The organism is Janthinobacterium sp. J1-1, assembly GCF_030944405.1.
Lineage (GTDB): Bacteria > Pseudomonadota > Gammaproteobacteria > Burkholderiales > Burkholderiaceae_D > Janthinobacterium.
The window spans coordinates 4915588-4935189 of record NZ_CP132339.1 but is presented as its reverse complement, the minus strand read 5'-3'; the positions used below and the strand labels follow the sequence as shown (position 1 = coordinate 4935189).

18 protein-coding genes, 1 tRNA gene and 1 pseudogene are annotated in these 19602 nt (G+C 54.4%); 10 read left to right on the top strand and 10 right to left on the bottom strand.

Annotated features, from left to right (window positions below):
• Positions 1 to 269: 269 nt before the first annotated feature.
• Positions 270 to 473: a cold-shock protein gene (locus Q8L25_RS22620; protein ID WP_010398811.1), complete on the top strand. Its 204-nt coding sequence runs from the start codon at positions 270 to 272 to the stop codon at positions 471 to 473.
• 173 nt (positions 474 to 646) lie between these two features.
• On the opposite strand, the gene Q8L25_RS22615 is transcribed toward Q8L25_RS22620, so the two are convergent.
• Positions 647 to 1558 carry a LysR family transcriptional regulator gene (locus Q8L25_RS22615; RefSeq protein ID WP_308921541.1) on the bottom strand — a complete coding sequence of 304 codons (912 nt, stop codon included), beginning with the start codon at positions 1556 to 1558 and terminating at the stop codon, positions 647 to 649.
• A gap of 172 nt (positions 1559 to 1730) precedes the next feature.
• Here Q8L25_RS22615 and aceB point away from each other — a divergent pair, with 172 nt between their 5' ends.
• Positions 1731 to 3329: a malate synthase A gene (gene aceB, locus Q8L25_RS22610; protein ID WP_308921540.1), complete on the top strand. Its 1599-nt coding sequence runs from the start codon at positions 1731 to 1733 to the stop codon at positions 3327 to 3329.
• 71 nt (positions 3330 to 3400) lie between these two features.
• On the opposite strand, the gene gloB is transcribed toward aceB, so the two are convergent.
• Complete coding sequence (gene gloB, locus Q8L25_RS22605) at positions 3401 to 4210, bottom strand: hydroxyacylglutathione hydrolase (RefSeq protein ID WP_308921539.1); 810 nt, start codon at positions 4208 to 4210, stop codon at positions 3401 to 3403.
• A gap of 19 nt (positions 4211 to 4229) precedes the next feature.
• On the opposite strand from gloB, the gene Q8L25_RS22600 reads away from it, so the two are divergent.
• From Q8L25_RS22600 to Q8L25_RS22570, 7 genes are all read left to right on the top strand, one after another.
• Positions 4230 to 5006 (top strand): class I SAM-dependent methyltransferase, encoded by a 777-nt coding sequence (locus Q8L25_RS22600; protein ID WP_308921538.1) that lies wholly within the window; start codon positions 4230 to 4232, stop codon positions 5004 to 5006.
• Positions 4999 to 5436 carry a ribonuclease HI gene (gene rnhA / locus Q8L25_RS22595; protein ID WP_308921537.1) on the top strand — a complete coding sequence of 146 codons (438 nt, stop codon included), beginning with the start codon at positions 4999 to 5001 and terminating at the stop codon, positions 5434 to 5436. Before Q8L25_RS22600 ends, rnhA begins: the two co-directional genes overlap by 8 nt.
• Before the next feature lie 101 nt (positions 5437 to 5537).
• A complete protein-coding gene (gene dnaQ / locus Q8L25_RS22590; RefSeq protein WP_308921536.1) occupies positions 5538 to 6251 on the top strand; it encodes a DNA polymerase III subunit epsilon in 714 nt (237 codons plus the stop codon).
• Positions 6252 to 6334: 83 nt separating this feature from the next.
• Positions 6335 to 6409, top strand: a tRNA-Val gene (locus Q8L25_RS22585).
• 450 nt (positions 6410 to 6859) lie between these two features.
• Positions 6860 to 7327: a helix-turn-helix domain-containing protein gene (locus Q8L25_RS22580; RefSeq protein ID WP_308921530.1), complete on the top strand. Its 468-nt coding sequence runs from the start codon at positions 6860 to 6862 to the stop codon at positions 7325 to 7327.
• 8 nt (positions 7328 to 7335) lie between these two features.
• Positions 7336 to 7860, top strand: coding sequence for an IS630 family transposase (locus Q8L25_RS22575; RefSeq protein WP_308921535.1), 525 nt, complete (start codon positions 7336 to 7338; stop codon positions 7858 to 7860).
• 64 nt (positions 7861 to 7924) lie between these two features.
• A complete protein-coding gene (locus Q8L25_RS22570; protein ID WP_308921534.1) occupies positions 7925 to 8467 on the top strand; it encodes a hypothetical protein in 543 nt (180 codons plus the stop codon).
• A 697-nt stretch (positions 8468 to 9164) separates the two neighbouring features.
• Here the strand turns inward: Q8L25_RS22570 and Q8L25_RS22565 are convergent.
• Together Q8L25_RS22565 and Q8L25_RS22560 are read right to left on the bottom strand one after the other, a co-directional pair.
• Positions 9165 to 9518 (bottom strand): hypothetical protein, encoded by a 354-nt coding sequence (locus Q8L25_RS22565; RefSeq protein WP_308921533.1) that lies wholly within the window; start codon positions 9516 to 9518, stop codon positions 9165 to 9167.
• A 7-nt stretch (positions 9519 to 9525) separates the two neighbouring features.
• Positions 9526 to 10694 (bottom strand): IS3 family transposase gene (locus tag Q8L25_RS22560; RefSeq protein ID WP_308921162.1). Its coding sequence is split into 2 segments (ribosomal slippage): positions 9526 to 10430 and positions 10430 to 10694, totalling 1170 coding nucleotides; the frame shifts between segments, so codons are not numbered across the junction.
• Positions 10695 to 11197: 503 nt separating this feature from the next.
• On the opposite strand from Q8L25_RS22560, the gene Q8L25_RS22555 reads away from it, so the two are divergent.
• Positions 11198 to 11443, top strand: coding sequence for a hypothetical protein (locus Q8L25_RS22555; RefSeq protein ID WP_308921532.1), 246 nt, complete (start codon positions 11198 to 11200; stop codon positions 11441 to 11443).
• A 390-nt stretch (positions 11444 to 11833) separates the two neighbouring features.
• Here Q8L25_RS22555 and Q8L25_RS22550 read toward each other — a convergent pair whose 3' ends face one another.
• The 6 genes and pseudogenes from Q8L25_RS22550 to Q8L25_RS22525 all read right to left on the bottom strand — a co-directional run bounded on the left by Q8L25_RS22550 (position 11834) and on the right by Q8L25_RS22525 (position 18931).
• The gene (locus Q8L25_RS22550; protein WP_308921531.1) at positions 11834 to 12358 is read right to left on the bottom strand and encodes an IS630 family transposase; all 525 of its coding nucleotides are present in this window, start codon (positions 12356 to 12358) and stop codon (positions 11834 to 11836) included.
• A gap of 8 nt (positions 12359 to 12366) precedes the next feature.
• Positions 12367 to 12834, bottom strand: a complete 468-nt coding sequence (locus Q8L25_RS22545; protein WP_308921530.1) for a helix-turn-helix domain-containing protein — start codon at positions 12832 to 12834, stop codon at positions 12367 to 12369.
• 99 nt (positions 12835 to 12933) lie between these two features.
• Positions 12934 to 13866: a hypothetical protein gene (locus Q8L25_RS22540; RefSeq protein WP_308921529.1), complete on the bottom strand. Its 933-nt coding sequence runs from the start codon at positions 13864 to 13866 to the stop codon at positions 12934 to 12936.
• Between the two features lie 276 nt (positions 13867 to 14142).
• Positions 14143 to 14847, bottom strand: a complete 705-nt coding sequence (locus Q8L25_RS22535; RefSeq protein WP_308921528.1) for a hypothetical protein — start codon at positions 14845 to 14847, stop codon at positions 14143 to 14145.
• A gap of 133 nt (positions 14848 to 14980) precedes the next feature.
• Positions 14981 to 16680 (bottom strand): annotated as a pseudogene (gene ltrA, locus Q8L25_RS22530) (group II intron reverse transcriptase/maturase).
• A 1384-nt stretch (positions 16681 to 18064) separates the two neighbouring features.
• Complete coding sequence (locus tag Q8L25_RS22525; RefSeq protein WP_308921527.1) at positions 18065 to 18931, bottom strand: hypothetical protein; 867 nt, start codon at positions 18929 to 18931, stop codon at positions 18065 to 18067.
• Positions 18932 to 19602 lie beyond the last annotated feature (671 nt).

The window sequence follows — 19602 nt, the reverse complement described above, 5'->3', positions numbered from 1 at the left end:
ATACAACGCAAAGCGTATGCGGCTCGGATTAGGATATAGTGTCTCCATACCGCTGCTTCAGCGGTGCCGCAAGACCGGGATTTTGGCTGTTTTGACTATGAAAGTAGGCCTCGCAAGTTTATTTTGCGAAAAAATGGTTTTTCCCGGTTTTGTTGGTATAATTGGGCATCGTTGGATTCGAGGTAGTAGTGCAGTTTGTCTGTCATTTCTTTCTTGCTTCAAACGATATAACGGGCGCAAGCCCAACTTAACTGAAATAGGAAATTGTAATGGCAACTGGCATCGTAAAATGGTTCAATGATTCGAAGGGTTTCGGCTTTATTACCCCTGACGAAGGCGGCGAAGATCTGTTCGCTCACTTCTCGGCTATCCAGTCGAACGGCTTCAAGTCCCTGCAAGAGAACCAACGCGTTTCTTTTGAAGTGACCGCTGGCCCTAAAGGCAAGCAAGCTTCGAACATTCAGCCAATCTAATACGCTGGATCAAACGAAATAAAGAAATCCTCGGTCTCCGAGGATTTTTTTTCGCCTGAATTTCCGTGAAGTACGATTTTTGCGAGTGTCGTGGGCTGCGCCGCACTTTCGGCGCGTTTATGCTTCACTGCAGGCCGCCTATGCCGACGCGCAGCAGGTTTGGTCCGACGTCCTCAGATAGCCCGTTCGCGCCAGTATTCGGGCTGCGCATAGCTATGCCGCAAAAAATCCACAAACGCCCGTATGCGCAAGGGCAGATGGCGCCGCTGCGCAAACACCGCATAAATATCGTTGCCGGGCGCGGCAAACTGGTCGAGCATGGTCACCAGTTGCCCCGATTCTATCTCCGCCCCCACTTCCCACATCGAGCGCCAGGCCAGCCCCTTGCCGGCCAGCGCCCAGTCGTGCAGCACTTCGCCGTCGTTGCATACCATATTGCCGGCCACTTTCAAGGTCACGTTCTTGCCGTTTTCACGAAAAGTCCAGCCGCGCTGGCTGCCTTCGCCGCTGATCGCCAGGCAATTGTGTTTGATCAGGTCGCTCGGCACCCGTGGCGTGCCGGACCGCTTGAGGTAAGAGGGCGCGCCCACCACCACGCGGTGATTGTCGGCCAGCTTGGTGCTGACCAGGGAAGAATCGGACAGGCTGGCGATGCGGATCGCCACGTCGATGCCTTCGCCGATCAGGTCGACCAGGCGGTCGTTCAGGTTGAGCGCCACCGTCACGTCGCGGTGCTCGGCGACAAACGAAGGGATCAGCGGCGCCACATGCTGGCGGCCAAAGCCGGCCGGCGCGGAAATCAAGAGGTGGCCGCTGGCCTTCACGCTGCGCTCGGCCACCGCCAGTTCCGCCTCTTCCAGCTCGGCCAGAATCCGCTGGCAGTCTTCCAGAAAGGCCGCGCCTTCATTGGTCAGGGCCAGCTTGCGCGTGGTGCGCTGCAGCAGCTTGACGCCCAGGCGCTGTTCAAGCGCATCGAGCCGGCGTCCTATCATGGCCGGCGCAATGCCCTCGGCACGCGCGGCGGCCGACAGGCTGCCCTTGGCGACCACTTCCACAAAAGTGGAGATTTGCCTGAACTGTCCCATGATGCCCTTTCACTTGTGACAAAAACGCATGGATGAAGTGATTTTTAATCTCGTTTCCATGCCTAATAGTGAATATACTATACAACAACAGCACGCGAAACGACCGTGCCGCAACATCGCTACCGCTTATACTTTGCCTGCCAGATTACCCTTACTTATAACGGAGAACATCATGACGCAATCCCCCATCGCTTTGCCGGAAGGCATGCAAATCACGGGCGAGATCCAGCTTGGTTACGAACAGATCCTGACGCCCGCGGCGCTGGCGCTGGTGGCCAAGCTGACACGCGCATTCGAGCCGCGCCGCCAGGAATTGCTGGCCGTGCGTGTCGAGCGCGCCAGGCGCCTCGATGCGGGCGAGCGTCCTGATTTCCTGCCAGAAACCGCGCATATCCGCGACGGCGACTGGAAAATTGCACCGATTCCGAAGGCGCTGGAATGCCGCCGCGTGGAAATCACCGGTCCGGTCGAGCGCAAGATGGTGATCAACGCCTTCAATTCGGGCGCCGACAGCTACATGACCGACTTCGAAGACTCGAACACGCCGAACTGGGACAACCAGCTGACGGGCCAGATCAATATGTTCGACGCCGTGCGCAAGACCATCTCGCTGGAGCAGAACGGCAAGTCGTACAAGCTCAACGACAAGATAGCCACCCTGGTGGTGCGTCCGCGCGGCTGGCACCTCGATGAGAAACACGTGCTGGTCGACGGCAAGCGCATCTCGGGCGGCATTTTTGATTTCGCCCTGTTCATGTTCCATAACGCCAAGGAACAGCTGGCGCGCCGCGCCGGCCCGTATTTCTATCTGCCGAAAATGGAATCGCACCTGGAAGCGCGCCTGTGGAACGATATTTTCGTCATGACGCAAAACGAGCTGGGCCTGCCGCAAGGCACCATCAAGGCCACCGTGCTGATCGAAACCATCCTGGCTGCCTTCGAGATGGATGAAATCCTGTATGAACTGAAAGAACACAGCTCGGGCCTGAACGCGGGCCGCTGGGATTACATCTTCTCGTGCATCAAGAAATTCAAGCTCGACAAGGACTTCTGCCTGGCCGACCGCGCCAAGGTCACCATGACGGCGCCGTTCATGCGCGCCTACGCCTTGCTGTTGCTGAAAACCTGCCACAAGCGGGGTGCGCCGGCGATCGGCGGCATGGCAGCCTTGATCCCGATCAAGAACGATCCGGAAAAGAACGATGTCGCCATGGGCGGCGTGCGCAACGACAAGGCGCGTGACGCCACCGATGGCTATGACGGCGGCTGGGTCGCCCATCCGGGCCTGGTGGAACTGGCCATGGGCGAGTTCACGAAAGTGCTGGGCGACAAGCCGAACCAGATCGACAAGCAGCGCCCCGACATCGACGTCAAGGCGGCCGACCTGCTGAACTTCCAGCCGGAAGCGCCGATCACGGAAGCGGGCTTGCGCTACAACATCAATGTCGGCATCCACTACCTGGGCAGCTGGCTGGCCGGCAACGGCTGCGTGCCGATCCACAACCTGATGGAAGACGCGGCCACCGCCGAGATCAGCCGCTCGCAAGTGTGGCAGTGGATCCGGTCCAGCAAGGGTGTGCTGGAAGACGGCCGCAAGGTCACCGCCGAGATGGTGCGCGCCATGATCCCGGAAGAGCTGGCCAAGGTGCAGCGCGATGCGCCGGGCGGCGACGGCCCGACCTATGTCCGCGCCGGCCAGATTTTCGAGGAAATGTCGACCTCGGAATCGTTTGCCGAATTTCTGACCTTGCCGCTGTACGAAGAAATCTGATTTTTACCGTACTGCGCATGAAAAAATCCCGGCATGCCGGGATTTTTTACGTGCGCAGATGTCGCGGCAACTTAAAAATTGTTTTTCCACATGCGCAGCGCCGCAAACGCTTCCACCGGCGACGCGTCATTGCCCAGCTTGCCGGCCACTTTCAGGCTGCTCAGGATGGCCGGCTCGCGATAGCGCAAAAAGGGATTGGTGGCTTTTTCCAGGCCCACGGTCGACGGCACGGTCGGCAAGCCCTGCTGGCGCTTTTCCGTATCGATGGCCACCCGTTCCTGCAGCGCCAGGTTGCCAGGCTCGACCGCGCTGGCAAAGCGCAGATTGGACAGGGTATACTCGTGGGCACAATACACCAGCGTATCGTCGGGCAGGGCGGCCAGCTTGCCCAGGGAGTCGGCCATCTGGCCCGGCGTGCCTTCGAACAGGCGGCCGCAACCGCCGGCAAACAGGGTGTCGCCGGAGAACAGCCACGGTGCGCCATTGGCCTCGCCGCGCTGGCGCACATAGGCGATATGGCCCTTGGTATGGCCGGGCACGTCGATCACGGTCAGCTGCAGGCCCAATGCGGCGACAAGGGCGACATCGTTTTCGGCCAGCGGTTCCGTGATGGCTGTGATAGCCTCGTTGCGCGGACCGAAGACGGGAACGGCGAAATGCTGTAACAATTCAGGCACGCCACCGGTGTGGTCGGCATGGTGATGCGTCAGTAGAATGGCGCACAGCGTCAGCCCATGCGCGGCGAGCGCGGCTAGGACGGGTTTGGCGTCGCCGGGGTCGACCACGGCGGCTTGCTTGCCGTCATGGATCAGCCACAGGTAATTGTCGTTAAAGGCGGGCACGGCAAGTACCGATAAAGCGTGTTCAGGGGAATTGGTCATGTGTAAGAGAGAAAACTGAATGGACAGTGCGGCATCCGAAAAATCCATTATAGCGCTTGACGGCTGGTTGCAGACGCCGGCCGGCCTGTATGTGCGTCAATGGGAACAGCAATGCCTGGACAGCCTGACGGTCGATATCTTCGGCTTTAACGCCGTGCAGCTGGGCCTGCCCCAGTTCGACGCGCTGGCCGCCAGCCGCATGCCCAACAAATGGCAGATCGATGCGCGCCTGCCGGCCAGCCAGCCGCAGGGCAGCGCGCTCAAGCTGGTCTCCGCGTTTGACGAATTGCCCTTCGATTCGCACAGCCTGGACCTGGTGGTGTTGCCGCATGTGCTCGAATTCGCCGCCGAGCCGCACCAGGTGCTGCGCGAAGTCGAGCGGGTGCTGATCCCTGAAGGCCAGCTGATCATTTGCGGCTTCAATCCGGCCAGCCTGTGGGGCGCGCGCCAGGGGTTGGCCCGCATCACCGGCCGGCATTACCTGCCCAGGGCAGGCGAGCTGATCTCGATGCCGCGCATGAAGGACTGGCTGAAATTGCTGAACATGGGCGTCAGTCGCAGCCATTTCGGCTGCTACGCGCCCGCCTGCAAGACCGATAAATGGCTGCGCCGCCACGCCTACATGGACAAGGCTGGCGCGCGCTGGTGGCCATATCTGGGCGCAGTGTATATAGTGCAGGCCATCAAGCGCGTCAAAGGGATGCGTTTGATCGGTCCGGCGTGGACCAAGAAACCGGCGACGGCGCCCGCAGGCGCACCGGTTACCAATAAAAGGCGGGAACAGGAACATGGATAAGGTAGAGATTTACGCCGATGGCGCATGCAAGGGCAACCCCGGCACGGGCGGCTGGGGCGCGCTGATGGTGGCCGATGGCGCCAAGAAGGAAATTTACGGCGGCGAGCTGAACACGACCAACAACCGCATGGAATTGCAGGCCGTGATCGAAGCCCTGACGGCGCTCAAGCGGCCCTGCCAGGTGGTACTGTACACCGACAGCCAGTACGTGCAAAAGGGCATCAGCGAGTGGATCCACGGCTGGAAGGCGCGCGGCTGGAAGACGGCGGCCAAGGCGCCGGTCAAAAATGTCGACCTGTGGCAGGCGCTCGATGCGGCCCAGGCCGTGCACCAGGTGGAATGGCGCTGGGTACGCGGCCACAACGGCCATCCGGGCAACGAGCGGGCCGACCAACTGGCCAACCTGGGCGTGGAAACCGTGCGCGCATAAGTTCGCGCCAGCGTTGTCGCCAGCCGGCTACAGGCCGTAAATGAAGGACGCAGGTTTGCTATACTGCGTCCTTCGCTTTTTTGCTTTTATGTGAGTGCCTCATGCGTCAAATTGTTCTCGATACTGAAACCACCGGCCTGAACCCGCGCACGGGCGACCGCATCCTGGAGATCGGTGCGGTCGAGCTGAACAACCGCATGCTGACCGGGAATAATTTTCACCACTACATCAATCCCGAGCGCGATTCGGAAGAGGGCGCGCTGGCCGTCCACGGCCTGACCACCGAGTTCCTTAGCGACAAGCCGAAATTTGCCGAAATCGCCGACGAGTTCCGCGCCTATATCGCCGGCGCCGAACTGATCATCCATAACGCCCCGTTCGACATCGGCTTCCTGAACGCCGAATTCAAGCGCCTGAAGCTGCCGCCCGTGCACGAACAGGTGCATGGCGTGATCGACACCCTGGTGCAAGCGAAAGAAATGCACCCCGGCAAGCGCAACTCGCTCGACGCCCTGTGCGACCGCTACGGCGTCTCGAACGCCCACCGCAAGCTGCACGGCGCGCTGCTCGACTCGGAATTGCTGGCCGACGTGTACCTGGCCATGACCCGCGGCCAGAACAGCCTCAGCATGGAAGAAGAAGTGGCCGCCCCCGTCGACGGCGCCATCCTGGAAATCGTGCCGCTGGCCGAAGTCATCTTCCAGAGCGCCAGCGCCGACGAGCTCGCCGCCCACGAAGCCACCATCGCCGGCCTCGACAAGACCGTCAAAGGCCAGTGCATCTGGACCGCCGTCAGCACCCCGGCCGCTGCCTGATCAATAAAAGCAGGGCCGGAGCAAATTTCTTGCCCCAGCCCTTGCAGATGGCGCAATACGTATGCGATAATTCGCCTCGCTTCGGGAGGTTAGCTCAGGGGTAGAGCACTGCATTCACACTGCAGGGGTCGCAAGTTCGAAACTTGCACTTCCCACCAAGAATTCGCTGTAAAATCAAGTATTTACATTAAAGCCGACACATCATGTGGTCGGCTTTTTTTTATTCTTCATGAACTAAATGCCATTCAATTATTAAATTAGTACCAATTTCTTTTGCAATGACGATTTTGTGTTAGCGCATAGCCGTACTGTAATTTCCTCCGATGCACTTGGGTGTTGTGAAAATACTTCGCGTGCGATAGGATAAGCTGGCTCCCTATACTTTCCCATGACACCATGCCTCGACTAGCCCATCCTATTTGTACGTATGGCGAATTGCGATACCACTTCGAACATGCGCAAAAAGGGACGAATTTTTTGCGGTTTGTATTTCGTCCAAAGCTAAAAACATATACTACTTATTTATTTCGAGCAGTTTTAATCCTGCTAAGTAATTCGTCAATTTTTGCTGTCAAAGCCTAATAGGTAACGACGCAGGAGTTGATGTGATGAAACTACTGATACTACAACCGGCTGAACAGCAAACATTGCGCGACATGGGTGTTTTTCATCAGCATCCACGTGTCCGGATACGTGCCCAAGCGATCGTTCGATTGAGTCAGGGACTGACTTTGCAGCAAACCGCGAACGAATTCCATGTCCATCTGAACAGCATTGAAGCATGGCGGCAACGCTGGAACAAGCAAGGCCTGATGGGTCTTTATGAAGGCCATCATACCGGGCGCAAACGCAAGTGGACGGCCGAACAGCAAGAGACACTGCGCGCATTGGCGCAAGCCGATGGGGGCAGCGCCAACAGCCTGCTACGGACTCTGGCGCAAACGGAAGGCTTGCCAGTCATCAGCCAGGAAACGGCAAGGCGATATCTGCATGAGATGCAGTTCAGCTACAAGCGCTACCGTTACAGTTTAAAAAAAAGCATCCGCCTGAAGCTTTCGGCAAGTCCGCACGGATAATCGGCGAGTTGGATTACTTGGCACGCGCCGGGCGGTGTGAACTGCTGTTTTATGACGAATCCGGTTTCAGCCCGAATCCGCCGATTCAGTCCGGTTGGTCGCCGATTGGGCAGACGCGTGGCGTGGAACCGCTATCGCATGGCGAGCGCGTGAATGTTCTGGGTGCGCTCAGCCATGACCACAAGCTGCACTGGCGAACGCAACGTCGGCCGACAGTACGCGACGACGTGATCGCTTTTTTCGACGAGCTCGCGGCACAAAAATATACCGTGCCGCGCATTGTCGTACTGGACAATGCGTCATTTCACAGGGGGTCGCAGATTGAGAAATGCCGACGAAAATGGATGGCACAGGGACTGTTTCTGTATTACTTGCCGCCTTACAGCCCGGAACTGAATCGCATCGAGATCCTGTGGAAACAGGCCAAGTACTTCTGGCGCCGTTTCGCCGGGCTGAAAGGAAGTGAGTTGCTGAGCGAGGTGGAATCCTTGATGAAAGGTTTCGGAACTGCATTCACAATAAATTTCGTCTGACTACTTAGTGTGCTCGTTTGCAGCGATGTGGGTATTTGATTCAGTTTGGTGGTTTTTATCTACCATGCTGATGGAGGCAGTATTTCTGTACTGTGCCGAGCTTGAAGTGCAAAAAGGGGTTGCGTTGGAATTTCCTGAATACAGTGCTGTGAAAAATCTTGATCGGCAGCCAATGAGGATGCGTCGAGCCATCATAAGATATGCTTATTTTACGGCTCGGTTAGCGAGAGAGCATGCGCAGCCGAGCCTACTTGAATTGAAAAATGCTCTAAAGTTGGCTGAAATAAACCGCACTGGACGGCCACCAGGATTGACCTCGCTTCTGCGGCATCCGATCGTTATTCTGATTTTGGGCACGATAGCGTATTCCTTTAACGAAACAATTAAAAAAGCACCAGCCACTTCCGCTGACTGGACACATTTCATGTCGGTATGCTGGTTGGTAGCTATTGCTCTGTTATTTGCAGGGATTGCTCACATGATAAGAACTTTGGAGCCGACGCAGCAGTGGATGTTCGAATGCTGTCTGCGCTGGTACCAGCTTGAACGGGAGACAATAGCATCCCGGTACTCATCGGCGCAGGAAATTCGGCTGAGCTTGCTATAGTTAATAGGCCGAAAAGGTCGCTGGTTGTAAATGCTGGTTCGTGATGGAGAATCGGCATGGCACGCCAGCGTCGATTTTCAAGTTTACCGCTCCTTCACGCAGCAGCCCGTAGCATCTGCTATTAATCTCCAGTGGAATTCAATATTGCTTCCGCTCCAGATAAACACACCCACAACATCTTGTCTGGCAGCGCATGGGGTGTTGTTGGCCTTTTCGACACCAGCACTTTTCCGATGACGTCTTGCGGTACGCGCGGCCTAACCGCGACGTGGACTGTTTGTACGAGACGTGAGCGTGACGTGGCATGCACGCTATCGCTCCATGCCTGCCGTGCCACAGGATCAGAGGGCATGGACGATTAGTGGGCGGTTAGGTCAGGTCCGCCATTTTTACACGATCTCAGCCTTTATTGATCATCTTTGCGGCAAGTTGTTAGTTTTAAATGTGGAGATGGCTCGACTGACTATCCTGCTCGATATATTGAAAGTGGCGGCATTGCCATGCATGTTAAAAGCAGCCGGAAGATAAGTCCGGGCCATTGCATTGTCTATGTCGCAGTAGCGGCCTGATATTGCGCCAATGATAGTGCCACGGCTCTGCGTTTCAGGCCGAACGTTGGTATTGCCGAGGTCGTGTCGTAATGGCGCACCCCTGTGCGCTTGTTCCCGGCGACGGTCATGGCTTGGTTCAAATAGCCTCAAATTTCGCGATTAACGATGCGGAACATATGAACCGATGGCCCAAGAACCGCGGACGCGGCGGCACCCTTGTTCGCGGTAAGTGCAAGTAAGCCTGCAATTCCGTTGCAAAAATTTTGTCTGCCAGCCTCAGTGGCGAGCACATTACTGCTTTCTGCAACTTCAAAGGAAAATATTCCAGATCTAATTTCAGTGCACGCTTCCGCCAACTGGAATGTGCTATCCCCGCGAAGCGAGGCCAACGGAATGAGATCATCCACATCCCACAGATCAATTTTTGTCAGATACTGTTTTGCGCTGATGATTGCCTCCGGAGGGTGATCAGTGTGAGGTGTACTGTCAATAGCGGACACTCTTGTTTCAAGCCACCCGCGGCTGTTTGCTGAATTTTTCAGCGAACAACGCGGGCGGAACATTGCCAAGGCGCGAATGGCGTCGCTGGCGGTTGTAAAAGCTTTCGATATATTCCTGTATTGCGGCTTTCGCGTCGGCCCGGGTCGCGTAACGTTGATGGTGCACCAGCTCGTTTTTCAGGCTGCCCCAGAAGCTTTCCATGGGCGCGTTGTCATAGCAGTTTCCTCGGCGCGACATGGACGGCTTCATGCCGAACTGCGTCACCAGTTTCTGATAGTCGTGGGCGCAATACTGACTGCCACGGTCGGAGTGGTGAATCAAGCCCGGCGCGGGGCGTTTGTTGCGCACGGCCTTCCACAGTGCTGTTGCCGTCAGCGTTTGCGTCATGCGCTCGTCCATCGCGTAGCCCACCAGCTCGCAGGTGAACACGTCCTTGATACCGGCCAGGTAAAGCCAGCCCTCGCCGGTCGCCACATAGGTGATGTCGGTCACCCAGGCTTCGTTCGGCCGGGTCGGCGCGAAAGTCTGATTGAGCAGGTTGTCGGCCACCGGCAGGTCATGATTCGAGTTCGTGGTGGCCTTGAACTTGCGCTTTTGCTTGCAGCGCAGGGCGAGCTCGCGACGCAGACGGACGATACGATCACGGCCGGCCGGAAAGCCTTGCGCCGTCAGTTCCGGCTGCATGCGCAACGGGCCATAAGTCTGCCGGCTCTGCGCGTGCACGGCCTCGATGGCGACCTTCAGGCGTGCGTCGTCCTGCGCCCGCTGCGACGGTTTGCCGTTCGACCAAGCGTAGAAACCGCTGCGCGAGACGCCAAAGACGCGGCACATGATGGTGACAGGAAATTCGAGTCGCAAGGTCTTCATGACCGCGTACTTGGCAGCGACTCCCGCGCAAAGTACGCTGCCGCTTTTTTTACGATATCGCGCTCCATGCGTGCCTCGGCAAGCTCTTTGCGCAGCTTGGTTACCTCAGCCTCAAGCTCCGGCACGGAGCGGCTACCAGGGGCTACTTTGGGCGACGTGCCGCGCCTTGCCGCACTGACCCAGTTCGCTAGCGTGCCCTTGGGAATGGTGAGACGCAACGCGGCGTCTTCCAGCGTCAGGCCTTGTGTCAGGACCAGTTTTACCGCTTCTTCCCGAAGCTCCGGTGTGTATGTTGTTGAGCGTGTCATAAGTTCTCCAGTTGGTGAAGTTTACCAAACTAGAGTGTCCGAAAAAGTCAGGGTACCTCAGTGAGGGCGTACACCTTCAACTGGTTGCAGGCCTGCTTAAGCAGTGCATGAGCACGAGATAGACGAAGGATAAAACTCGCTGCGTGAAGATAAGCGCGTCGGGTCTCTGCTCTCGCTCGACGACGGCTCTCCGTGGTAGCGAGCCAAATCGTTCCAATCATTGCTCCGATCGTTCCAACTGCACCCAACCAGTATGCCCATTCGGACACTCCCATTTTATCCCACGGAATGCCGTAGTAACCGCCAACGCGATAGCTGCAGCGGCAACCATGATCGCCCATTTATCGAACCAAGCCATTGCGCCTCCAGTTTATGTTGGCGGAATCGTAACACGGTAGATGTTGACCCTGGGAACGAGTCAATTCCACAACAACAGCAGAATGATCTACTGGAAAAAAGCTACGTTGCATTTTTGTTATTTCAGAATGAAATTGGCAAAGCACATGAACCAATCCGATATTTTCTCTTCCGGCGCCCAGCGCCTGCAAATGACCGATTCAATCGAACTGACCGTTCAATCGCTGCTGGCCTACGGCGCCACGCATGAGTACTGGGGCATCGCTTGGTCCGGCGGGATGGACAATAGCGCAACGCTGATATTGATCACCTACCTGCTCGACACCGGCAAGATCGTGCGCCCCGAAGTCGCTGACGGTGTTTTGCGCCGACATGGGGGGGGGGGGGGTTAGGTCCGTCATTTGTACACGATCTCCGCCTTTATTGACCTTCTTCGCAGCAAGTTGTGAGTTTTAAAAATGTGAAGATGGCTCGACTGACTATTCTGCTCGATATATTGAAAGCGGCGGCATTGCCATGCATGTTAAAGGCCGCCGGAAAATAAGTCCGGGCCATTGCTTTGTCTATATCGCAGTAGCGGCATGATATTGCTTCAATGACAGTATCACGACTCTGCGTATCAGGCCAAACGTTGGTATTTCCGAGCTCGTGTCGTAATGGTGAACCTGCCCCTCAGACCGCTCCCTGTCCCTCAGCCGCTACTGTACTGCAGGCGAAGCTCGACGGCGCCCATCAGCGGTTCCATATTGAGGAACCGACTATGCGCTGATACAGCTAAGTAGTCAGACGAAATTTATTGTGAATGCAGTTCCGAAACCTTTCATCAAGGATTCCACCTCGCTCAGCAACTCACTTCCTTTCAGCCCGGCGAAACGGCGCCAGAAGTACTTGGCCTGTTTCCACAGGATCTCGATGCGATTCAGTTCCGGGCTGTAAGGCGGCAAGTAATACAGAAACAGTCCCTGTGCCATCCATTTTCGTCGGCATTTCTCAATCTGCGACCCCCTGTGAAATGACGCATTGTCCAGTACGACAATGCGCGGCACGGTATATTTTTGTGCCGCGAGCTCGTCGAAAAAAGCGATCACGTCGTCGCGTACTGTCGGCCGACGTTGCGTTCGCCAGTGCAGCTTGTGGTCATGGCTGAGCGCACCCAGAACATTCACGCGCTCGCCATGCGATAGCGGTTCCACGCCACGCGTCTGCCCAATCGGCGACCAACCGGACTGAATCGGCGGATTCTGGCTGAAACCGGATTCGTCATAAAACAGCAGTTCACACCGCCCGGCGCGTGCCAAGTAATCCAACTCGCCGATTATCCGTGCGGACTTGCCGAAAGCTTCAGGCGGATGCTTTTTTTTAAACTGTAACGGTAGCGCTTGTAGCTGAACTGCATCTCATGCAGATATCGCCTTGCCGTTTCCTGGCTGATGACTGGCAAGCCTTCCGTTTGCGCCAGAGTCCGTAGCAGGCTGTTGGCGCTGCCCCCATCGGCTTGCGCCAATGCGCGCAGTGTCTCTTGCTGTTCGGCCGTCCACTTGCGTTTGCGCCCGGTATGATGGCCTTCATAAAGACCCATCAGGCCTTGCTTGTTCCAGCGTTGCCGCCATGCTTCAATGCTGTTCAGATGGACATGGAATTCGTTCGCGGTTTGCTGCAAAGTCAGTCCCTGACTCAATCGAACGATCGCTTGGGCACGTATCCGGACACGTGGATGCTGATGAAAAACACCCATGTCGCGCAATGTTTGCTGTTCAGCCGGTTGTAGTATCAGTAGTTTCATCACATCAACTCCTGCGTCGTTACCTATTAGGCTTTGACAGCAAAAATTGACGAATTACTTAGGAGCTTCGGAAAAAAAGCCCGCGCGGCGGGCTGGACACTATTCTTTTTGGTAAGCAGCTAGAGCAAGTTGTGCAAATGACAATGGTAAGGACTTATCCCTTACCTTGCCCTCGATATAAGTTTGCAACTTCCCCTCGCCAACATAAGTCTCGCGAAACCATCGACGAAATTCGCCGAGAGCAATTTCCGGGTAGCACCATGGCTCTTGTGGATTGGATGCCGCTTGCGGAAAATAATCTGGGTAGTTGTGCTCAAATTTAATTCGCTCACCGTATATTCCACCTAGCGTTCCCTTTTTCCAATGTGCGGCCCACGCCTGCCCGACACTAATGTCCGGCACAAAGCCCGAGTCAATGTGCAGCCCAGCTTGTCCCAGGGTAACAATCAGGTCAGCAATTTCTTTGAAAATCCCGAAATACCCATTGGGAACTGAGTTGTATGTCAATGACACTCGATCATGAAATTGACGCCATTTTTCAGTGCTAGCAGCAGAAGGATCATACCCAACTTGGCTATAGATAAATTCTCGAAGCGCTTTGCCTGCAAGCAGCCGGTAGTTCTTCTTCGCCTCTTCTTTGATGTTTGCTCCAGCATCAAAGGAATAATACTCAAGTATCGCCAAGCAAACCACATCGGGGTAGGCGTAAAAAGCAACACCACTGCGCTGTTTAATTTCGATATATGGGTGTTCGACAGCATCTCCATGGGAGATGATTATTTCCCGTATTCTCAAAGATCGAGACTGCTGTACCGGCTGGGACCATTCGTCGTTTATGCCTTGGATAACACTGTGATTTACGCCGCATAATCGCGCTAGTCCGCGAAGGGTTAAGAATGGCGTTCCGTCCGAAAGGACACCCATACCAACACCATCAATCTCGATCTGCTTGTTTATGCCCAAATCCAGGGATCCTTGGCCGGACATCTTGGAGGGCATAATCGAAGGCAACTTACTGATTGTATTGCTCATTTTTCTGGCTACCTGAGGTTGTTTCTATCGGTGGAATTCCGCTTGCAGCGGAATGTGAGAAATTGGTTTTGCTTGTTCGGTGGAATTGGCTCGATCATAGCCGTCCGCTACTGCGATGGCAGTTATGAGGGCTTGCTTGGCCTTGTCGACGCTTAGATTAGTTGTAATTGGGTGCCTTCATCTCATCAGCAGCACACCCGCCGCCGGCTAAGTGATGCCGTGGGTATGTTTTTTGCGTAGGTGGGCTATTTCGCGGCGGTACTGACCTAAAACGTGCTACAAGTTCTGCGCTTGCATTGACTTAATATCTTTAGCGCAATCATCGAAATTGTTAAATGTATAGACGATTTTAGCGTATGCGTTAGAACTGTCCGAGGCTTGGGCGGTGACTTCGACCGCCCTTAATTCGTTATGCAATGGGGCTGCCGCTTTACTTTCCCATGTGTATCCATAAATGACCGAATCATCTTTTAGACCAATCATCCACATATCGGGATTTCGCTTAAATGTCCCGCTGCCAACATAGTTTGTTTTAACGGGGGTGTCGCCATATTTAATTTTCAGGGACTCCGCCAGCCGATCAACTGATGCCTTGACCTGATCGCCCGAGTCATTAGCCACTGCAACAGGAGTTGACGCCACAATTCTGCATAGACCGCTACGTTTTGTTGCAAGAACGATGTAATCAACAAGACCCTCGACAGGCCTAGGTGGAATGCCTGCATAAACATTTGATGCGGTTTCTGCGGCCTTAAAGCCAAACGCTCCCGTCAATTGCTCGGTCGTCACCCCTTTGGCTAATCCAAATGGGCCTGCTAATATGGCAATATTTTCCATTGGCGGGTTAATCTCTTGTGTCTTCGCGGCGAGGGCTATGCTAGACTCTTCCCGACTTTTATTTGCGGGCTTATGATTGTCGCACCCGAACAGCAGCAAGGTTGCTGTGGTTATGCATATTTTCAGAATGGATGAATTGGTCACTATCGGTTCCAGTACCAGCAAAGATATGCCGTTTCTTTATGTAGGGTAGGAAGACTCCATTACTGGAGTCCTCCCCCCTAGGAACCGGGCTTGCGACTTTCGCCGCACACGGCTCGGGCTTAATAAAAAGTTCCTATACAGGAACCGGCTTTGTTACTTTCAATCCAAGGCTATGAACCTGAGAATGGCAATTTGGGTGCAATAATACCCGATTTCCCAGCGCATCGGACCCGCCCGCTACCCTATACTGCATATGGTGGTCGTGCCAGCCGGTGTCAAAGTCCATCGCATACCCGCACAGCGCGCACTTTCCGTCCTGATCCACGTACAGCCGTATCCACTCCTTTCGGTAGCGCATGTTTTTCACCATGCGCTCCATCCGAAGCGTCTCACCGTACATCTCCCATGACGGATCATAAGGGTTGAATGCTCCCTTGATCTTGATGTGACGCTCAATGGCCGTTCCCGCAAGCGAGTACAGTTCCATTGTTGCCTTATTGCCGAACTCAGTATCAATTTGACATGCAAATACCCAATGCCGATTGCCGACGGTACGCCAATACTTTTGCGTATCCAATCTGCGCTCTTGGTCGGGTGCCTGCGTTTTGCCCATCGCATGAGTCGCCAGAACAGCAGCGACTCCAGACGAGAGAACGTTTGCTTTGCTACAACAGGCGAGTGGTACTGCGCCCACCCGCGTAGCATGGGGTTCAGCAGGCGTATCAAATTCTCCTGCGTTGCGCCCAAATTGTCACTGATTGCCGTTCCCAGCTTTTTATAAAACGCCTTGACGTTTTTCTTACTTGGCTTGATGAGCAACTTTCCTGTGTATTTGCGGAAGTTCCATCCCAGGAAATCAAACCCTTCATCGACATGCACGATCTTGGTCTTCGCCTTTGCAAGCCTCAGACCTCTGATGGCGAGAAAATTCTCCACCCACGGTTTGATTTCGTCTTCCAGCAGCTCTCGTGAAGCCCCTGTAATGACAAAATCATCCGCGTACCGTATGACGCCGACCTTGAGTTTCTTGGCCTTGGCTACTCCCCATTTTGCATCGAGATGCGCAACAAGTTCCGCTTCCAACCCATTCAGTGTCCAATTTGCAAGTGCGGGGCTGATGATGCCACCCTGCGGAGTTCCGGCAGTTGTCGCCAGCAATTGCTTACCGTCCACTACACCGGACTTCAGCCATTTAGTCAGTATCGACTTGTCCATGCGGACGTTGTCGATCATCCATTGGTGGCTGATGTTATCGAAGAACCCTTCGATGTCCGCATCCAATACCCATTCAGCTGAACCCTTGCGGGAGAGTCTGACGAATATCTGGGACATCGCATCGGCAGTTGCACGATTTTTCCTGAACCCATACGAGTTCTGATCGCTCACTGTTTCCAGGACCGGATCGAGCGCCAGCAGGTGTAGCGCCTGCATGGCCCGGTCCTTCATAGTTGGAATGCCCAAAGGGCGTAACGTTCCATTGGTCTTGGGAATATTAACCCTCCGGAGGGGCAGGGGTCGATACCGGGATTTTCCGAGGTTGGCAATTGCCGCATGTTTCAGTTGCGGGGTCTCCCATAGCTGCCGGTCGACACCCGATGTTCGCTTGCCTTGGTTTTCGGTCACGCGTTTGATTGCCGCTGCTTTGGCACAAAACGAATGGGTCAGCCACCGTTGCAGAGCTTTCACTCGGCGCCAGTCACTGTCCGACGTAGCCTTCGCTAGACGATGCTGCATGACTCTCACATTCTTCTGAACTTTGCGCCAGTCGATGGCGCTCCACTCAGCAGGAATGTGCGAGGACGCAGAACCGAAATTTTCTTCAGTTACTCTCATTGCTGTACCTCGTTGGTTGACACCTATCGAGGACGCAAGTCACCCCGAAGGGATGAACTGCGTCCCTTCGAGGCGTTATTGTCTATACAGTCGTTTGACGACTATTGCACCAGATGGAAGTCTGCCCGCTTTCACGGTGGGACAAATTTGGAATCCCTATCCACGCTATTACTGCGCAGCATTCGCTTTTTCCATCCTCCCATACCTGCTTTCCCGTCAGCTTCCCTTGCGGGTCGCCTGCCGTATGACTTGTAGCTGCCAAGCTACGGCAGGAAATCAGGCTTACCACGTTCCCTGAGATACCAACGCAACTGAATACATTGCGATTGACTGTTTAGAGTCCGCCTATCCCCCGGTGGTGTTAATGACGACGTGTCCCCAGATTCAACAAGGACAACCATCCACGGTACCGTTTTGGTTAGGGCCTGTCAGCAGCTTAGGCCCATCAATATTTACGAGGGTTCAAACGACGATTCACATTACATTACCCTTGCAGCACTCACCTAGCCCCTCAACCGCCTTTCTGCTGGCAGTCTCCGCCTTGCTCACTCGCATGAACAAAACGCCGCATACGAACATGGGGGTACATTGTCTTCGAAGCTTCACACCCCACCGTTGCCAGTGACGCATGTTCGAATAGGTGACAGATGGTCGTGCATCCGGTCGTAGCACCTGATAATTCGGGTACGACAAGGTATCTCAGAGCTTGCGCTCTATACATAGCAACTGCTGCCTGCTTAATGTCTCAAATGCCATTGCTGGCTTGCCATGAACGTCTGCGCGGAAGGCGTACGTTCCAGTTTCACGGGTATATACCGTTCGTTGTTTGGAGGCAACACAATTCCGCCTTGTGGGCGAATTTTCGACGCAAGGAAGCGCATGGGACAGGAAAACCTGTGCATGAACGTCGGATACGTGAAGATTGTTTGAGTGTGGATTTGATCTGAACTGTATCGTTTCCGCTGGGCGGAGTTATACACCCGACGCTAACATCCTGTAAAAATCAAGGACTTAGCGCATGTTTGCAGGTTTTGTTGCTTGTAAATCAATGCCGCATAGCGACCAATTAGCGACTACGTGTCGCACTGAATTATATAAAATATTGATAATAGGAAATCTAGCGAATTGTTGCACTACTTCATCAGTCGCACACCAGCTTTTGGCGATGCAATCCCATCAATTTACCCTTGCGATAGAACATGATCTCTCGCGCACCGCCACCCCGGCACGCAGCCTTATAAGCACATGTCGTGACCATCTGAAGACGCTTCGCCTCGGGCTGCTTCTCGATGGCATATGTCCAGTGCACGGTCAGACGGCCGCCCTCCATGACCAGCCGACGAGCTTGCTGATTGCGACCTGGACGTCCTGAGCAGCTTTCCTATTACAGGACTTCGGATTCCTTTGCGCAACAGGCGCTGGCTGCTCTCATGGCGCTGGGCCTGAGAAGTGCGGATTCTTCATTTACTATTTCAACCATCGTCTTAATATTATCGTTAACTCTGGATTTTTCAAATGGGTTTCCAAATACAAATGTTTTGTTATCACCACGTCCGCACAATGATACTTTGTTGTGATCCTCGCCATCTGTTCTATCTTTGAAAAGGTACACGAGCGCAACCAATCCGTCGAAATAGAACCTTACATAGGGAACATTTCTCTCTCCAATCTCATCGTCCGTTGCGATGTTGACTTCTTCTGATAGTGGCACTCTGTTGTGCTTTACCCCGATAGTTGTGACTTGATAAAGATGTACTGGGTAGTCCTCAACTTGGCCAATATTTTTATTTAAGACACGTAAGCGGATGTCTTCTAATATCTCTGGTGCAACTTGTACATGCTTGAATTCTACTCTATTGGTTGTTGCAGCACGCCAGAGTAGGCTCAGAAAGAATAATTGTAGGGCAGGCGCATTTTTAATTGTTATCTGGCGTATGTTTTGATCGTCTGCTGTACCGACATCAAAATCAGCTTGAAGTTTTTCTGCACCCCCCCATGATCCCCAAATTAATAAATTTTCCCGCAGGATTCTTATCGCTTTTGTGTCAATATCTGCAAGTATTTTTTCACCTTCGTGTGTGCACAGTTCCAGGTCGAACCAGCTATCGAACCTTTTCTTTATGCCCTCACCAATTCCAACCTCTACTAAACGCTCGCCAGTTAAGCTCAAGCGGGTAAGCGCTTTTGGCAAAAGATGGGATCGCGCAAAACGCCCCCTCTTTTTGGTAAGTTTGCATAAATCTGTAGTCATTTCTCAAACCTATAACAGGAACGCCATGTGAGCCAATCTGTGTGTCGCCGTGATTTTAATTTGAATAACGATATTTGATTTCTCATCTATTTGCAATATGCATTGTGAAAAAATTTTTAACCGCTTAGAATGAAGGAATTCTTCCAGCACTCCGCGCCTAGCCGAGAGCTGGGACTCGCGATTTTACCCTGTGCCCCGTTGGTTGAGGTCGCTTGGAGATTTATCGCTCACCACGCACTATAGCCAAGGGGCAAACACTGGCGCCCGCTCATGCGGGCTTTTTCTATTGCGCGCCACCTTCGAGGCCGCCATGTCAGAAACCATTCCTTATTCACGCTACGTCGCCGGCGAGTACTTGGAGCGCTGCAAGCCGGCGCCCGACCTGCTGCCCACGCAGGATGAGGTGCGCCGCGAGTTGGGTTGAACCCTGATCACCGCTGAGCGTCAGGCGCATGCCAAGCGCGACGAACAAAACTGAACTATCCAGATGCGCGCGCGCATGCCACCGCAGGCCTGAAATGGCGGTGCACCATGAATTAACGAAGAATTCAACCCCCAGCGCCGCACGGCGCAATGTGATGGCGACTTACCGCGCATTTAGCCATCGGCGCAGTGGGTAGTTTTTCACTGGCGAGGCCTTCGCATCAATCAGCCTACAACCATGGAATCAC

What these genes read in the sequence shown, in the direction of transcription:
- Q8L25_RS22620 (WP_010398811.1), top strand. Translation starts at nt 270, where the DNA reads ATGGCAACTGGCATCGTAAAATGGTTCAATGATTCGAAGGGTTTCGGC.
- Q8L25_RS22615 (WP_308921541.1), bottom strand. Translation starts at nt 1,558, where the DNA reads ATGGGACAGTTCAGGCAAATCTCCACTTTTGTGGAAGTGGTCGCCAAG.
- aceB (WP_308921540.1), top strand. Translation starts at nt 1,731, where the DNA reads ATGACGCAATCCCCCATCGCTTTGCCGGAAGGCATGCAAATCACGGGC.
- gloB (WP_308921539.1), bottom strand. Translation starts at nt 4,210, where the DNA reads ATGACCAATTCCCCTGAACACGCTTTATCGGTACTTGCCGTGCCCGCC.
- Q8L25_RS22600 (WP_308921538.1), top strand. Translation starts at nt 4,230, where the DNA reads ATGGACAGTGCGGCATCCGAAAAATCCATTATAGCGCTTGACGGCTGG.
- rnhA (WP_308921537.1), top strand. Translation starts at nt 4,999, where the DNA reads ATGGATAAGGTAGAGATTTACGCCGATGGCGCATGCAAGGGCAACCCC.
- dnaQ (WP_308921536.1), top strand. Translation starts at nt 5,538, where the DNA reads ATGCGTCAAATTGTTCTCGATACTGAAACCACCGGCCTGAACCCGCGC.
- Q8L25_RS22580 (WP_308921530.1), top strand. Translation starts at nt 6,860, where the DNA reads ATGAAACTACTGATACTACAACCGGCTGAACAGCAAACATTGCGCGAC.
- Q8L25_RS22570 (WP_308921534.1), top strand. Translation starts at nt 7,925, where the DNA reads ATGCTGATGGAGGCAGTATTTCTGTACTGTGCCGAGCTTGAAGTGCAA.
- Q8L25_RS22555 (WP_308921532.1), top strand. Translation starts at nt 11,198, where the DNA reads ATGAACCAATCCGATATTTTCTCTTCCGGCGCCCAGCGCCTGCAAATG.
- Q8L25_RS22545 (WP_308921530.1), bottom strand. Translation starts at nt 12,834, where the DNA reads ATGAAACTACTGATACTACAACCGGCTGAACAGCAAACATTGCGCGAC.
- Q8L25_RS22540 (WP_308921529.1), bottom strand. Translation starts at nt 13,866, where the DNA reads ATGAGCAATACAATCAGTAAGTTGCCTTCGATTATGCCCTCCAAGATG.
- Q8L25_RS22525 (WP_308921527.1), bottom strand. Translation starts at nt 18,931, where the DNA reads ATGACTACAGATTTATGCAAACTTACCAAAAAGAGGGGGCGTTTTGCG.